Origin of the sequence: Parabacteroides sp. AF48-14, from assembly GCF_003477465.1 — a bacterium.
Classification (GTDB): Bacteria; Bacteroidota; Bacteroidia; order Bacteroidales; family Tannerellaceae; genus Parabacteroides; species Parabacteroides acidifaciens.
This window is the reverse complement of the sequence record NZ_QUDI01000002.1, coordinates 73,165-89,992: the sequence shown is the minus strand read 5'-3', so window position 1 is coordinate 89,992 and position 16,828 is coordinate 73,165. Positions and strand designations below refer to the sequence as shown.

The window sequence follows — 16,828 nt, the reverse complement described above, 5'->3', positions numbered from 1 at the left end:
GGTTTTCCATGATGTCTTTATTTAGATTTGATAATCGATTGATATAATTTTAATAGTTCGTGGGCTGTATGTTCCCATGAAAAATGTTTGGAACGTGCGAGTCCGTAAGCTGATTGTTTTTGATAAAACCCCTTATCTCGTTCCAGTAAAAGGAGTTGATTCGCTATTGATTGCTCGTCTGTCGGACCTGTCAGGATAGCGCCTTCACCCCCGACTTCCGGCATGGATGATGTATTGGATGTTATAACCGGGGTTCCGCAAGCCATGGCTTCCAGTAAAGGAATACCGAAACTTTCCCGTAAAGAGGTGTAAAGGAAAGCAAAAGCTCCATTGTAAAGGAAGGGCAAATCTGTATTCGGAATATAACCCGGCAGATGGAGATAAGGACGAATATTTTCCATGCCAGTCTCTTTCAAAATTTCATCTACATATTCCGGTTTTAGGTCTGCGATCAACAGAGGACGTTTCTCTTGGGAGTGTTGCAGGTACAAATGATAGGCTTTTAACGTACGAGGTGTATTTTTCTTCGGGTCCGTATTTCCCAGGAAAAACAGATAACCGGTTGTTGAGATATATTTTTGCGTGACTGATTTTATATTATCCAACGGATGAAAATGATTGCTAAAACCATTATAGATAGCCATGATCTTATTTTCCGGCAAATGAAGCGTTTCCCGTATCCGGTTACATTCGAAATGGGAGACGGTGATGATTTTCCGACACTTAGGCAAAATGCGCGGTACAACCAAGCGTCTATAATGCCATCCCATATTTTGATACAACGATTTGCTACTATTCTGCCTGTTTTCCAGGAAAATAATGTCATGGAGAGTCAGAACCAAAGGTACTTGGTACGTAAAGGCGCTGTATTACTTGTGCAATGAAGCAAATCAGGCTTGATTTTGTTTACGGCACGTGGCAATGCCCATTGCTCCCAAAGTGGATAGGTTGGGCATTGTACCTCGATGATATGTACATTATCCGTTTCTCTCAGGCAATGGTCCGGTCCCGGGCTTACAAAGATGAAATATTCATTTTCTTTATCTATCCTCTGCAATTCGCGTACGGTTTCAAGAACTACAAAATCCATTCCATGCTTATTCGGACGGAAAATACGTTGTGCTTCTATGGCGATTTTCATTTTGTCGGGTTTTATTTTAATTTGTATCGGATGAATGATCACTATGTGCCGTATGAATAAATTCTTTGTTAGCTCCTCTCAACCGGAAAAGATTGAAGAACATCAACAGGAATAGGATCGGTAAGCTGAAAATAGCTTTCCGAAATCTTTTGTCCACAAGATAATCCGGGATTGCCATGAAAAAAGAAAAAATCAGAACAAATGTGATTCCCCACCATTTAAAGGATAAAGTCCAATCGTACCAGGTTGTTATAAATGAAAATATTATCAGAAAGCCCAATAGGATAACTCGCGGAGGCATCATCCATTGTAAAAGTTTATCGCAATAATCCCAATTACCCGAGAAGAAAGCTCTGGGTAGTTTCCACAGGCCGGAGAACAAATTTGTAAATTGTGTCGCAATCCATCTGCGTCGCTGCTCATAAAACTGCCCCTTCTTTTGAATTTTTTCATCGTAAGTATATACATCTTCCAAAAATTCAATATATATATTTTGCGAAAGCAACATCGCTTCCAGTTGCTTGTCCACCCCGACATGAGCTGCTTTATAGATATATTGCCTAAGCCAGTCATAATCGAACGCCATACCGGAGCCTATCAATGCCGAAGAGAATCCCAGGCGGGTATGTCCCGAACGGAAAATAGAATTATTGATTTCTTCACTGACTGCATCCAAAACAGCTGTATTTGTATTCCTGTTTTTTGCCACCCGGTGTGTCTGGATGGCCAGGCACCCGGAGTAATAGGCATCATTCAATTTATTCAGGAAAGAGGAGTTTACTATATTATCTGCATCCATGATTACAACCATATCGCACTTTTCTTCTTTTGTACTCAGGTAATCCATGGCAAGGCGAAGTGCATTTGTCTTTGTACTTTGAGCGTATTGTACTTCTAATACTGTAATAGATGGCAGTGCTTTTAGTGTTTGCATCGTCCTTTCCTGCATCTTATCGGCTATAACGATCAGTTCATACATATAAGACGGATAATCCTGCTCCATAAATGAACAGACAGAATTAATGATAACCGCATCTTCTTGATAAGCGGGGAAAAGAACGACGAAACGGTATTTTTTTCGGGCAGGAGGGTATTTATTTTTCATCTTTTTCAATGATGCCAATGAAAAAATGAAAATATACAATACTGCTATTAGAAACAAAAGAAATATGATTGCATCTGCATATTCTATTAGCATCTCTCCGTTGGAAACCCACCATTTGTTTATTTCATATTCGTAATCCATATCTAATGTGTTCTATATTGATTCTAATTTCATTTGTTCTGTTGTTAATTCTTTGTCATACGATTCGCCTAAAACCAGAAATGTTTGGAATATATACACGATATATCCAGTCGGGTATTGCCAGAAAAAGTTATTGCCGTATGCGCTGAGCATGATCCCCCACAACCCACAATTCATGGCCATCAGCATACCTTTTAACTCTTTATTCCGAATACGGAACATAATCAGATAGGCGCTATATGAAATGATGAAGAGTAGGATGGCGATATGCAGGCATAATCCGACAATGCCAAACTGTACCCAAATATTGACGAAGTGTGAGTCTGTCGGTATTTCGGTTGTAAAACGGCGAGAAAAGCGGCGCCCTTCTACACCTGCCAGACCAACACCTTCTCCAAATGGTTTATGAACCATATATTCGGCCAGTCGTTTCTGATTCGCTTTTCTGACCAGGTAAGATGCATCTAATTCCGGATGAAAAGCTGTACGCATACGATGTATCTGCCGGTTTGAATCCAAAATGTATGTTTGGGCAAAGAAGACATAAATAAACAGTAGACAGATTGCCCCGCCTACAATGTAACGGATATTTTTATTAAGAATAATAAACATGGCTAATCCGCCAAGAGGAACAATCATGGCACCACGTGTACCAGACATCATTAACCCATATGCAGCAAGTATAGACACGAATCTGTAATAATACCGGAGTCCCTTTCGCGAGATGTAAAAAGAGAGAATCATATACACAACAGCAGCCATTCCCATATTCGACCCGAAATTTCCGGCGTCCGAGAAAATGGAAAAGTAACGGATACCGCTTGACAAAAGATGTGTTTTATAGCTTTCTGTTCTTATCAACCAAGCACTTTCTCCAGCATCAAATCCCATATAACGTTGCATAAATGCTTTACTGATCGCTATCAGCGTGAAGATGGATAAAAGGAAAAGTATTTTTTTAATATCTTCGACTCTTCCTAATAGCAAAGAAGTTAATACTACTAATAGTGTGAAGTTATAAAAAGAACTGCGGGTGAATATCCAGGCTTCTGTAACCGCAGATGGATTGAATAATTCAAAAAATACATAGATCATCCATACCAGTGATATGTACAACAATTTATTATTAGCTCTTTGCCAAGGTATTTTTCCTCCGCATAAGGAATAAAGAAATATGCAGACTAATAGAAAGACAATAAAGCTATCCATCAGAACACTGCTGTTTTGGATGCTTACATAACGCAGAACTCCGATGAAAAAGTAGTTCAGAGTGAACAAGGTTATAAATCCCCAGTAGGGCTTATTAAGCACAGTAACAAGATAAAATGCAAGAAAGGGCATAATCACAACAGCTGCTGCCATCAACCATACTTGCTGTAGCAATGAGTAGGCTAACAGTATCAGTCCTATTGCCAGTAACAGATAGGGGCTGAAAGATTTAGTATCTTCTTTTATCCCATACATTTATTATGCCTTATTAGCTGTAATACCAAATTGATTTAGCCGGAATATCAGATTTTTCAGTCCGGAGTAGGGAGGAAGCTGACCGGTAAAATCTTCCACAAATTCCCGTTCAGTACGATTCAACAGTAAATAAAGAGGTTTCTCTTTTACCTGTTTTCTAAAATGCTCCAGAAGTTGGGTATCGCTGGTTGACCATACCCGGCAAGCATCTGCAACTAACAGATTGACCTGCGCTTCCTGTAATAAGTCTGTAGATATCGGGTATTCCCTCAATGGAGGATATTTGACTATCAGGATATCCGGATTGTCTTGTCCGTATGGTGGTTCGTATATATTAAAAATACTGTGGGCCAGAGCATATACCATCGATTGGGAATTATAGTCTTTACCATAGGTTATGATTTTGACATTGAATCCCAGATCTTCCCAATATTCCTGCAAATAGGAAGCGATAAAACCTTTTCCTTCTTGTTCTCCAAAACTGATCAAATTAATGATTGATGTCTGTCCAAGCTGTAAGAATACATTTAATTGATTACAACAATAGGCTGCAACAACCCTGTTTGATGCTTTCGTAAACCCTCGGTATTTCAAATTTATGTGTCCGGTAAATGCAGCCAGAACCGGAAGTCCGGTAAGACGTTTTGCACGGTCTGCATCCCGTAACGTACGATCCAGTAATTCGATTAATAAATTGAATCCGATAATGAAAAGTATACTCCCCATAAAAGCTGCTATGACCAGCAACGAGCGTTTGCTTTTGTCACTGAGGATGGGAAATGTCGGCTCGGAGATCAATCTTAGTGTTGCAGATGTGAGCTGTATGTCTTTTTGTTTCATTTTAGCCATATTCAGCGCATGCAACATTTGCAAGTAGGATTGTTCTAATACTTTAATTTCGCGCTGTTGCCTGTCAATTTGTGTTCCGATGGGAGAATAAAGCTTGTATTGTTCATTGTAAACTTTTCTTCTTTGATCTAAGACATTCAACTCTGCCTCCGCTTTTGTCTTCACAATGGTTTGCTTTAACCATTCATCAACAAGTCCATCAATCGCGATTCCTTCTTTACTTTCTTTGTAGCTGTTTATCATTGTCGTTAAAGAGGATATCTTTTGCTCGGCATTCTTTAATTGTGTCTTATATTCTTGTAATTCAGTATTTTTAGCTTGCATCTCTTCCGAGTTAAAAGTTTCGATTTCAGTTATTTTCCCATTAACGGAAGATATTTCATTTAAAGCACGGATAAAATCGTCATTGGCTTTCACCAGTTTTGTCCGGGTATTCATATATTGTTCCATATCTTGAATGACTCTATTTGCACTTTCATAAGCTCTTCGGGTAGCTTCGTAGCGGTTCTCAAATTCAGAATAAGAATTAGCTATAGCTTTTGTTTGTTCCGGATAGTTAATGACGCTGTTTTCTACATTGTAGTTAACTAATTTGTCTTCCAAACCTGATAGTTTTGTCTGTAGCCTTTTAAGCTCTTTTTCATAATAAGCAACAATATCATTGGTTGCTTTATAGCGTATGTCTTCATAGGCAGCGCGCAATTCTTCATAGATTAATTTGACTGTATTTAAGGTAATACCCGGATCCGCAGTCTGATAAGAGATTTCTATGAGGTCGCTATTATCCAGTCTTTTTGCGGCAATAGTGGACAGGCTGTTATAGCTATAAAACGGTCCGTTGTTATTTAGTAATTCATACAAGAAATTTTCCGGATCATTTTTCATGTATTTTATGAAATTGTCTATTGTTTTTTTCTCAGAGGTTTTGTCGACCAGTTGTAATAAATCTTCCGGAATAATTTTTATCAGATCCTTATAATTTTTAGCTCTTATGTAAAGATTATCTGCATCAGGATCTCCATGAACAAGATTTATAGCGAGCAATTTAATTGCAATAATTTTCTGTATGCCTTTTTCTTTAGTTAGTTTAACCAGATTATCAAACATATTTTCTACCGATTTCCAATTCGCTGGCTGTTGATCACTATTTAAGCCTGTATCTGTGACAATGCCTGTATAGATTGTTGTTTTTACGGTATATGTTTTAGGTATAAAGCGGGAAAAATAAATGACTAACCCCGTAACGATGACAGAGCCAAATATCAGTTGATATCGAATCCGGTAAAGAAAACGTATTATATATAATGTTATATTCATTATTCTTCCTGGTTGCTTCTGTTGATAATCTTTACGTTCGTAAGCATCTCGAGCAATGTAACGGCATTATGTAGAGCGGCACGGCCTTCCTGATAGGTGATTACAGCACTTGAACGGCGGCCTCTTTCAAGGGAAAGTGATGTAATGTCGATTTTCCCATTAATGAAATCTTGTTCTGATATTTTCATTTGGGCATTGTATAAAGCGGCTGCATCAGATTTTGCTTTTAACGTTGCTAATTGCTGGAGCACGTTGTTATAAGCTTGTAAAATCATTAATTTCCGTTCTTCTACCGACATTTCATATTCAGATTGCAGCTGAATATATTGTGCTTTCTTTACTCTGTTTTTTTGTTTCCTACTTGTCAAATCCCCTATTGGGATACTGACAGACACCCCAACATTATATAAATTCTGATTGTTTCCTACGTTACTGATTATAGGGTCTACAGGGGTTCCCTCTGTGATAGAAGTCGAATAGAGGTTATTTCGTCCGTATTGATATGTTCCTTGCAATCTCAAATAATTGAGCCATTCGCGATGCGTGATTTCCCGTTCTGCATTTGCTTCGTCCCGCCTTGCTTCATAGATCTTTACAGATGGATGCTCGTAGACGGATTGAAGGAATACGGATAGGGGAGGCAATTGAATGCGCTCGTAATCATCCAACATTGCCTGTATGGAATCGGACTCGGAATTGGCACTGACTTCCACGACAGTAGCATTGTCTGTATAGCTTTTCTTTTTTTGTGCTATGCAATGTATGGAGCTGAATATCAATAATAATATAAATGTTGTTTTCATGGTGTTTCTCCTTCGGGTTTAAACATTCTCCTCCTAGATAAAAGCAGTAAAAGTGCGTAAGATGATTTTCATATCCAGCGCGAAAGAAAATGTACGGGCATATTTAATATCCAGTTGTTTGCGCTCTTCAGGTGACAATTTGCCGGAGCTTCCCCGCTTTTCCACCTGCCAAAGGCCAGTTAACCCTGAAGGGGCCATAAAACGTTCTATGTAACTGTCAGAAGTAAGTTGCTCCGCTTCGTAGATGGGCAGAGGACGGTTACCAACAACAGACATATCGCCTTTTAGTATGTTGAATAGTTGCGGGAGTTCGTCGATACTGTATTTGCGGATAAATTGACCTACGCGGGTAATGCGCGGATCGTTTTCCATTTTAAAGAAAGTATTGGCCCGTTCTGTCGATTTATTTTTCAGATAATCTTGCTCATTTGTGCTAAAGTTATCAGAAAACAAAACAGCGCTTGGCATTTGGCCATTTACCGTAGCTACCTGCAGTGCTGCAGGAGCCGAAGAGTTAAGCTCTTCGGCTTCCATGACATATTGGTTTTGCGTCCTGTATTCAGCCAGCCTTTTATCTGCATCAGGATACATGGAGCGGAATTTATAAAAATCGAATATTTTGTAATTACTGCCGACACGTTTTGATTTGTAAACGATCGACCCCTTGCTTTCCAGTTCTATCGCAATAGCGGTTAGGATGAAAACAGGAGACAGGCATATTATCGCTCCTAATGATGCAACAATATCGAAAGCCCGTTTCCAAAGGGGGAGGCGGAAAAATGATAATCCGCCAATAACTTCATTCGGTTTTTCGTTTATGGCTTTTTTATTCGAGAAATCTTCGGCTATGGCAAGTAAACGGAGTAAGTCTTCCTTGGTAATCTCTTCCGTTATGACACAGTTGACTCCGGCCTTTATATATGCAATTTTGTCTTCTTTGCTCAATGAACGGCCGAACAAAATAATATATGCATTTGAATAAAGTTGGCGTAATTTCCGAATTGTATCCTGATCTGCATGAACATCATTTTTTTCCAAGAATACACAAATACTGGAAGAGTTAAGATGCTCCATTACCTGACAAATATTTGCCAAGGTCAGGCATTCCAATACACTTTGATTTAAGGCTCTCTCCAACCGTTGCGGTAATGAAGAGTGATTTCCCAAAAAGATATATTCCATATCTATTATTTTACAATTCTTTTTACCCTTATTCTTAATTCTTCAGGATTGAATGGTTTTACGATGAAATCTTCAGCTCCGTGTTCTAATAAACGTATTCTTGTCGCACTGCCTTCTTCGCTTGATAGGACCAGAATAGGAATATGATTGAAAAGGTCATTCCCTTTCAAATAACAGACAAATTCTTCACCACTCATTTCCGGCATGTTCAGATCAGATATAATACCGTCCGGGATATTACCTTCGTTCATCCACGATATGGCCTTTACCGGATTCTCCATGTACACTACCTGATACGAACTGGATAAGTAGATCATAATGATCTTTGCTATCTCCGGTTTATCATCAACAATTAGAATCGACTTCATCTTTGGCTATTTAACATTTCCCTGCAACTCTGTTACAAATTGACTGACTTTTCATGTCTGGACACAGATATTCATAAATAAAAATCCCTAACCTAAAAGTTTTAGGATAGGGTTAGTCGTTTATAATTTCATTGGAATAATAGTGTCTACGCGAACAAGTCTTTGCAAAATTAGATAAAACTTTTGAAAATCAAAGAATATTAAGTCGCAAATTTGCGGAAAATGTGTATTCTGTACTGTTTTGGAGGAATTTATGGCTTTTTCAGTCTGGTGTTAGGCTTGGTGACTCTGTTTTCGACATAAAACATATATGCTTCGTTTTCAAAACAGGGGCGTCTTAAAAACGAAGCATATATGTTTTTATTCTTCTACTTGTACCTTCACGATTACTTTACGGATGTTCCCCTGGCCGATACCGGGTGCATGGCCGTCTTCCGGGAAATAGATGGCAAACTGTCCCGGGTAGATTTTTGTGTAGGCAGTCGGGCGGTCGACATAAAATGTAATGTCTTTCTGTTCATTGTATGGAGCAGATTCTTCCTGTAACTCGCATCCGGGTTTCCAACCGATTTTTTCAACGCCTAACAAAGGCATCTGGATGTCAATGTATTTTTTATGCGTTTCGATAGCGGCATCTTGTTTCTCTTTGCCGAAGATACTGGCGATGCTTACGTATAAACGGGAACCATCCAGTTCATATTTCCCATCTTCCATTTTAGAGAAGTCGGTGGATTTTACATAATCGAATGCTTTTTTGAATAGAGGATGCAGGCATTCGATTTTTTCTGTGTTGTTCAATGAATCAAGTATCATACGTCTTAAATTTTAATTCGTTCATTCGTTTGATTATTGGACAAAGGTCGCATATTCGAATGTTAAATAATAGCCCCTTTCTGCAAATAATTCTATTAAATTCACAGAATCTTTTTTTAATTCCGGGATAACCGAATAAACCGTATCTTTGTTATACTATTGGAAACAATTTTGACATCTAAATGCGATATGAGAGAAATAGAAACTAAGATATTGCCCGTCCTTGAAATGAGTTGTGCCGTTTGTGCAGGTAATGTGGAGAGCACGGTGCAGGCTTTACCGGGCGTAGAGAAGGCGGCCGTGAATTTTGCAGCTAATACGTTGACGGTTACCTACCATCCTGCTGTTATTACTTTGCAAGCCATGCAAGCCGCCGTACAGGCTGCCGGATATGATTTGATCGTCGAGGCGGAAGACCCCGTGGCCATGCAGGAAGAGATGGCCCGCGAGCATTACAGGGTCTTGAAACGGAATACGATAGGGGCATGGGTGTTATCCATTCCTTTAGCCCTGTTAGGATGGTATTCATGCATATGCCGTTCGGAAACTGGATTATGATGGCGTTGGCATTGGCTATCATGGTCTTTTTCGGCCGTTCGTTCTATGTGAGCGGCGTGCGGCATGCGTTAAAGGGAAAGGCCAATATGGATACATTGGTGGCGCTCAGTACTTCGATCGCTTTCCTGTTCAGTCTTTTCAATACATTGTGTCCCGGTTTTTGGCTGGATAAAGGTTTGGAGCCTCATGTCTATTATGAAGCATCCGGAGTGATCATAGCCTTTGTATTGTTGGGAAAATTGATGGAAGAGCGGGCCAAGAACAGTACTTCTTCGGCTATAAAAGGGTTGATGGGGTTGCAGCCTAAGACTGCCCGGCTGGTTACGGATGGGAAAGAGGAAGAAGTGCCGATCTCTACGCTTCAGGTGGGAAATGTCGTGAGTGTACGTCCAGGGGAAAAGATTCCGGTGGACGGGACTCTGTTGCAGGGAAATTCATCCGTGGATGAAAGTATGTTGAGCGGTGAACCGATCTCGGTGGAGAAAGCGGCAGGCGACCGTGTCCTGGCGGGAACAATCAACCAAAAAGGTGCCTTTACAATGGAAGCAACAGGCGTCGGTAACACAACTGTCCTGGCGCAGATCGTACAGATGGTACAGGCTGCACAGGGGAGTAAAGCACCGGTCCAGCGTATTGTTGATAAAATAAGCGGTATATTTGTACCTGTCGTCGTTTTGTTATCGCTGATTACATTTGTCTGTTGGCTGGTTATCGGTGGTGAAGGATACTTTTCGTATGCACTGCTATCGGCTGTATCGGTCTTGGTAATCGCCTGCCCGTGTGCCTTGGGGTTAGCTACTCCGACAGCTTGATGGTCGGAATGGGAAAAGGGGCGGAACGTCATATCCTGATAAAGGATGCTTTTGCACTGGAGAATTTATGTAAGATCGATACGGTTGTGATGGATAAGACCGGGACATTGACGGAAGGCATTCCTGTTGTTACGGATTCCTACTGGATTTCAGAGGATAACACCCGTTATCTGGATATCTTATATACGGCGGAACAGAAATCCGAACATCCTTTGGCTTCCGCCATTATCCGCTGGTTAGATGATTCCGGTGCAAAGGTATGCGATACGGATAACTTTGAAAGCCTGACAGGTCGAGGTGTCCGCATCCGGGTGGAGGGTGTCACGTATTGGGTCGGTAGTCAGGGATTGTTAGAGATATTCCAGGCAAATGTTCCCGAAAAGGTACGGAAGCAGATCGAAAAGTGGCAGGAAGAGGGGCAAAGCGTTGTCTTTTACGGGCAGGATGCCACACTGTTGGCTATCCTGGCTATCTCGGATCGCATCAAGCCCACATCAGCTGCCGCTGTTAAGGAGCTTAAAAAGCAGGGGATAGAAGTCCATCTTTTGACGGGCGACGGTGTACGGACGGCTGAGCGGGTAGCGGCTACATTAGGAATCGATTATTACAAGGCAGAAGTGATGCCCAACGATAAGGAAGCGTATATCGTTTCCCTCCAGCAGCAGGGAAAGAAGGTGGCAATGGTCGGCGACGGTATTAACGACTCGCAGGCGCTTGCCCGTGCGGATGTCAGCATAGCGATGGGGAAAGGGACGGATATTGCCATGGATGTGGCAATGGTTACGCTCATTACGTCCGATCTGTTGTTGCTTCCCGAGGCTATCCGCCTGTCGAAGCAGACGGTCCGGCTGATCTATCAGAACCTGTTCTGGGCTTTTATATATAATGTAATAGGCATTCCGTTGGCGGCAGGCGTCCTGTTCCCGGTAAACGGACTGTTGTTAAATCCGATGTTGGCGAGTGCGGCGATGGCATTCAGTTCCGTATCGGTAGTATTGAATAGTTTACGATTAAAATTCATGAAATAATAATTTAAAATTAGCGTGATTATGGCAACAATGAAATTTAAAACAAATGCCAAATGTGGTGGATGTGTATCTGCAATAGGTGCAAAGCTTAATACGATAATGTCTTCGGACGACTGGTCGATCAATCTGGCCGATCCAAACAAGGTCTTGGAAGTAAAAACGGATATTGCGCCTGCAACCGTGATCGCAACCGTAAAAGAAGCTGGTTTCAAAGCTGAACAGCTCTAACCGGATGGTTGCCCGACAAAGACAAACTCACGGCGAGGAAGTCGCCAATGTGTTGACACACGGTGCCGGGATGCTCTTTGGCATAGCCGCAATCATTGTTTTAATGACTGCGGCTATCCGTAGCAGTAATCCCTGGGCGGTCGGCAGTTTTGCCGTTTACTCTGTTTGCATGACGCTTTCATACGTGACTTCAACTTTCTACCATGCTTCGACGAATGCGCGGCAGAAAAGACTATTGCGCCGGTTCGATCATAGTGCCATCTATTTGCATATTGCAGGAACATATACGCCGTTTACCCTGGTTGCTCTCCGGCAGGAAGGTTATTGGGGATGGACACTGTTCGCAATTGTATGGATTGCCGCTGCGGTTGGTGTCTGGCTCAGTTTTCGCAGGATGAGAAAGAAAGACCATCTGAAAACGGTTTGCTATCTGGCAATGGGCTGGGTGGTCGTTATCGCCTTTAAGCCTTTGCTTCATGTTCTTCGTGAAACGGATTCGATGGATGTGTTGTATTGGCTGATCGGCGGCGGTCTTTTCTATACAGCCGGCAGTCTGTGCTTTTTCTTGGATAAATACAAATATATGCATCCGGCCTGGCATCTCTTTGTGCTCGGGGGAAGCGTCTGTCACTTTATATCGGTTTATCTGTTGGTATAAAAACGAAAGGAGGATGTGTCAAAAGTAAGTTCTAACGCTTTAGCGTGTCATTGCGGGCTTGCCCCGCAATCTTATCCTAAATTGATTTACAATGGATTAGGATGGGATGGCGGGTCAAGCCCGCCAAGACACAGACGCTATAATTAGGACTTTTGACACATCCTCTTCGTTTTCATTCATTATAGTCCGCTGAAATCCACCCCGTCGAATATTAACGAAGGAACGCGCCAACTGGAATAGGTACGCGGGTCGTTTCCGATTTCGGCAAGGTTGCTCCACAGGGAAATCATGTTGCCGGTCGCATTCATTTCAGAGATCGGTTGTGTCAGTTTCCCTTTTTCGATCAGGAAGCCTTCCACGCCATAAGAGAAGTCACCGGTCGTACTATTGCTGTTACCGCCATTGAAGCCGGTTACTAAGATACCTTTATCGACAGAGGCGATCAAACCTTCCGTATCTTTATTGCCCATCTGCATCGTCAGAATGGAAGGAGAGGCGATTGTCTGTTTCATGCCCATTTTATTGGCAGAATAGGTATCGATATAGTATGTTTTCAGGACACCGTTTTCAAATACCGGCATACGTTTAGTCGCTACACCTTCGCCGTCGAAGTAACGGGCGCCGGATGCACCTACCATATGCGGCTCATCGATAATCGTTAACTTGTCGCCCAATACTTTCTGATCGATCTTATCCAGAAGGAAAGAGTTTTTCTGCTGAATGGAAGAACCGTATAAAGCGTCGATTACCGGAGAGATCAGGCGGGCGGAGTTCATATTGTCTACCACCATCTGATACTTGCCGGAAGCCACTTTTTTCTGTCCCAATTTACGTAGGACCCGTTCCAGGGCTTTTACTCCCAATCCCTCTTTTATCAATGCGTCGTAATAAAGGGAAGAATCGAACCAGTACGATTCCGGGCGGGCATCGCCTTCGCCCTTGATGCTTACGCTGGCTACCAGGCTGAAAGAAGAACCGGAGGCTTCTCCTTCGAAGCCATTGCTGGCAACCATATATTTGAAGTCTTTCTCGTCGCTGTAGGATGAGTTGGCGGAGATGATGCGGTTGTCTTTGCCCATCATTTCGTTGCAGACATTCATGGCGAGTGCCACTTTGTCGTCCGGCTGTATCGAATCGAATTTCGGATCCATCAGTTGCAGGTCTGCGCCACCGCCTTTATAATAAAGAGAAGCATCGGGCAATGTGCGGGCTTTGTCTTCCGCTAAGAACCGGGTCGAATCGATGCCATTGCGGATAAAACCTTCCAGTTCCTTTTTATCCAGCCGGTTTGTGGAGAAAGAACCGAAACGTCCGTCCACATACAGGTGGATCACCAGACTGTTTTCCGATGCCTGCTGCAAACGATCCATTTTCATGTCGCGTATTTCGAAAGAACTGCTTGAGCCGTTATAGATACTCACGCGTGAGGCCTGGCAACCGTTTTTCAGGGCAAACTCCATCGCCCATTGAGCCAGTTTTTTATTTTCGTTCGTTATCATGCTATTCTAATTATGAATTAAGAATTATGAAATCAGCTTTCTCCTCCCACTGTGAGTTTACTAACCAAAGCAGACGGCATACCGCAGGTAACCGGGCAGGACTGTCCGTCCTTACCGCATGTCCAGGTGCCGTTATCCATCTTATAATTGTTTCCGACCATCGTTATGTCGGCCAGCGCACGCGGACCGTTACCGATGATGTTGATATCCTTGATCGGCTGTGTCAGCTTGCCGTTCTCGATCAGGTAGCCGTCTTTCACGAAGAACGTGAAGTCGCCCGCACCGATCTGTACCTGTCCGTTGGTGAAGCTGGAAGCATAAATACCTTTCTTCACTGTCGAGATCATCTCTTCTTCCGTTACGTTTCCAGCTTCCATATAAGTAGCACGCATACGCGGGATCGGCATCTGGCGGAATGATTTGCGGCGGCCGTTACCCGTTGACGGGATACCGTAATGTTTGGCACTGATACGGTCGTGCATATAGCTGGTCAGGATACCTTCTTTGACGATATATGTCTTCTGGCCGGGAATACCTTCGTCGTCGATATTGACAGAACCACGGTTGAAGGGGATCGTTCCGTCGTCCACTACGTTGATATGCTCGTTGCAGACCTTCTTGTTCAGCTGGTCGGAGAAGATAGAAGTATTCTTGCGGTTGAAGTCAGCCTCGAAAGCATGGCCGATTGCTTCGTGGAGCAGGATACCGGAACCGCCGGCACCCATTACGACAGGCATTTCACCCCCTTTAGGCTTGATCGCCTGGAAGAGGATAGAAGTCTTTTCCACCGCTTCTTTTGCCACTTCGCTGATGATATCGTCCGTCAGGAACTCGGCTCCCATACGGAAAGCGCGGGAAGCATACGAGTTTTCTATTTTGCCATTGTCTTCCATGATGCAGACCGCACTCAATGTTACCATCGGACGGTAATCATAGTACGTCTGTCCCTCCGAGTTGCAGAACAGGATATGTGAAGTCGTGTCACCTAATGAAGCCATTACTTTATGCACCCGTTTGTCGAGTGCAAAAATCTGGTCGTTCAGCTTCTGCAGGTAAGGAGTCTTTGTGTTTACGGCAATCTCATCCCAAGGAGTCTGTATGCCGTAATAATTATTAATGATCGGTTCCTCTGTCAGGTTTACCGGAGCTTTGCCGGCCGAACCTGTTGCGATGCGGGCAGCCGTCCGGGCTGCTTTCAGCATCTCGTCGAGCGTTACGTTTTCTACATAGGCATAACCGGTCTGATCGCCGGCCAATACACGTACACCCATACCGAAGTCGATATTGGAAGAAGCGCGGTTTACCGCCCCGTCCTGCAATCCGATGTTATTCCGGTAAGAATGTTCAAAGAACAAGTCGGCATAATCACCGCCTTTTTCGAGTGCTGCTGCCAGCACTTTTTTCATGTCGCTTTCACTTACACCAAAATGGTTCTGAGCGAATGAGATACCGGTAGCCTTGTCTGCTTCATTACCGGCACAACTTCCCAAGAAAGAGGGAACCGCTAATGATCCGAGCATAACCATACCTCCTGTTTTAATAAAATCACGTCTGTTGTATTTCATATATTCGATTATAGTTTATTGTCTTTTGCCCATTGCATCACGTTGGCAGGCGGGCGTTGTGCCAACAGTTCTTTTTTCATGAAGTCCATATAAGGAGCCGCATGTTTGAAGAATTTCTTATATCCTTTACAAAGATAGTTCAGTCCGGGTTCGCCGTTTGCCGTGTGAAGGAAACGGTTCTTGGGGCATTCGCCGTTACAGGCGAACAAGTATTCGCACTCCTTACACTGCGTAGGGAGCTTTTCGTATTTATCCGCACCAAACTTCAGTTGGTGCTGGCTGTACATCATTTCGGTAAGCGTCTGGGTATAGATATTACCTAACTTATATTCGGGAAATACAAAATGGTCGCAGGCATATACATCGCCGTTGAACTCCATCACTCCGGCATGTCCACAGGTGCGTGCCAGCGTACAAACGCCCGGCTGTTCGCCCACCCAGTTTGCTAATGTAGAGTCGAAAAGCTGGATGTAATAGTTGCCGACATCTTCTTTCAGCCATTCATCGAAGATCGCGCAAAGGAAATCACCCCATTTCCCGGCGTCTACCGTAAAGGGCGCCAGTTTGATGTTGGCGTCTTGCTGCTCCGGTGAAGTCAGTAACGTCCCGTCCTGATGGAACCCGAGACGCTCCACGATAGGGGCGAACTGGATGTAATGGCAGTCTATTTCCTTGAAAAAGTTGTAGAAGTCCAGTGGGTAATCCACATTATAATCGTTTACGACCGCCATCGCGTTATATTCCACACCATGCTTTTTCAGCAGTTCGATTCCCTTCATCACCTTGTAGAAGGAGGGAAGCCCCTGCTTATTCCTGCGGTATTCGTCGTGAAATTCCTGCGGGCCGTCTATCGAAACGCCAACAAGGAAATTATTCTCTTTGAAGAAACGGCACCAGTCGTCGTTCAACAGTGTCCCGTTTGTCTGGATGCAGTTGTCTATTTGGCGTCCGCGCCCGTATTTGCGTTGCAGCTCCAGCGCTTTCTTGTAGAAACCGATAGGGCGCATCAACGTTTCGCCGCCATGCCAGGTAAAAAGAACCTGCGGCATCGTCTGGCATTCTAAATAGTCCTTGATGAATTTCTCCAGCAGCTGTTCGCTCATGATATGATTTTTCACCTCGGGGTAAAGTTTTCCTTTCTCGAGGTAATAGCAGTATTCACACGCCAGGTTACAAACCGATCCGACGGGCTTCAGCATTACATATACGGGTTTAGCGAACGGGGATATATAAGGATTACTCATGGTATGTTTAAAACGATGTTCTTATTTAGTTTCAATTGCAAATGTAGTCTTTT

Annotated in this window: 12 protein-coding genes and 2 pseudogenes; 3 read left to right on the top strand and 11 right to left on the bottom strand. The window is 43.0% G+C overall.

Going from position 1 to position 16,828, the window contains the following annotated elements; translation table 11 throughout:
* Window positions 1-17 precede the first annotated feature (17 nt).
* From DW083_RS01620 to DW083_RS01585, 8 genes and pseudogenes are all read right to left on the bottom strand, one after another.
* Window positions 18-1,141 (bottom strand): annotated as a pseudogene (locus tag DW083_RS01620) (glycosyltransferase family 4 protein).
* A gap of 16 nt (window positions 1,142-1,157) precedes the next feature.
* Entirely contained in the window at window positions 1,158-2,387 is a 1,230-nt protein-coding gene (locus tag DW083_RS01615) for a glycosyltransferase family 2 protein (protein WP_122331201.1), read from the bottom strand.
* Window positions 2,388-2,399: 12 nt separating this feature from the next.
* The gene (locus tag DW083_RS01610; RefSeq protein ID WP_122331200.1) at window positions 2,400-3,851 is read right to left on the bottom strand and encodes an O-antigen ligase; all 1,452 of its coding nucleotides are present in this window, start codon (window positions 3,849-3,851) and stop codon (window positions 2,400-2,402) included.
* Between the two features lie 3 nt (window positions 3,852-3,854).
* Complete coding sequence (locus tag DW083_RS01605; RefSeq protein WP_122331199.1) at window positions 3,855-6,017, bottom strand: hypothetical protein; 2,163 nt, start codon at window positions 6,015-6,017, stop codon at window positions 3,855-3,857.
* Entirely contained in the window at window positions 6,017-6,820 is an 804-nt protein-coding gene (locus DW083_RS01600) for a TolC family protein (protein ID WP_115498952.1), read from the bottom strand. Before DW083_RS01600 ends, DW083_RS01605 begins: the two co-directional genes overlap by 1 nt.
* Before the next feature lie 33 nt (window positions 6,821-6,853).
* Entirely contained in the window at window positions 6,854-8,002 is a 1,149-nt protein-coding gene (locus DW083_RS01595; RefSeq protein WP_122331198.1) for a sugar transferase, read from the bottom strand.
* Window positions 8,003-8,007: 5 nt separating this feature from the next.
* Window positions 8,008-8,370 (bottom strand): response regulator transcription factor, encoded by a 363-nt coding sequence (locus tag DW083_RS01590; protein WP_115498954.1) that lies wholly within the window; start codon window positions 8,368-8,370, stop codon window positions 8,008-8,010.
* Between the two features lie 360 nt (window positions 8,371-8,730).
* Window positions 8,731-9,183, bottom strand: coding sequence for a YhcH/YjgK/YiaL family protein (locus tag DW083_RS01585; RefSeq protein ID WP_115498955.1), 453 nt, complete (start codon window positions 9,181-9,183; stop codon window positions 8,731-8,733).
* 189 nt (window positions 9,184-9,372) lie between these two features.
* Here DW083_RS01585 and DW083_RS01580 point away from each other — a divergent pair.
* From DW083_RS01580 to DW083_RS01570, 3 genes and pseudogenes are all read left to right on the top strand, one after another.
* Window positions 9,373-11,581 (top strand): annotated as a pseudogene (locus DW083_RS01580) (heavy metal translocating P-type ATPase).
* A gap of 21 nt (window positions 11,582-11,602) precedes the next feature.
* Window positions 11,603-11,809 carry a heavy-metal-associated domain-containing protein gene (locus DW083_RS01575; protein WP_122331197.1) on the top strand — a complete coding sequence of 69 codons (207 nt, stop codon included), beginning with the start codon at window positions 11,603-11,605 and terminating at the stop codon, window positions 11,807-11,809.
* Between the two features lie 4 nt (window positions 11,810-11,813).
* The gene (locus DW083_RS01570) at window positions 11,814-12,467 is read left to right on the top strand and encodes a hemolysin III family protein (protein WP_122331196.1); all 654 of its coding nucleotides are present in this window, start codon (window positions 11,814-11,816) and stop codon (window positions 12,465-12,467) included.
* A 179-nt stretch (window positions 12,468-12,646) separates the two neighbouring features.
* On the opposite strand, the gene DW083_RS01565 is transcribed toward DW083_RS01570, so the two are convergent.
* From DW083_RS01565 to DW083_RS01555, 3 genes are read right to left on the bottom strand one after another with little or no spacing between them, the layout of a single operon-like run.
* Window positions 12,647-13,966, bottom strand: coding sequence for a TldD/PmbA family protein (locus tag DW083_RS01565; RefSeq protein ID WP_122331195.1), 1,320 nt, complete (start codon window positions 13,964-13,966; stop codon window positions 12,647-12,649).
* Between the two features lie 32 nt (window positions 13,967-13,998).
* Window positions 13,999-15,531, bottom strand: coding sequence for a TldD/PmbA family protein (locus tag DW083_RS01560; RefSeq protein WP_122331194.1), 1,533 nt, complete (start codon window positions 15,529-15,531; stop codon window positions 13,999-14,001).
* An 8-nt stretch (window positions 15,532-15,539) separates the two neighbouring features.
* Entirely contained in the window at window positions 15,540-16,775 is a 1,236-nt protein-coding gene (locus DW083_RS01555) for an anaerobic sulfatase-maturation protein (RefSeq protein WP_122331193.1), read from the bottom strand.
* Window positions 16,776-16,828 lie beyond the last annotated feature (53 nt).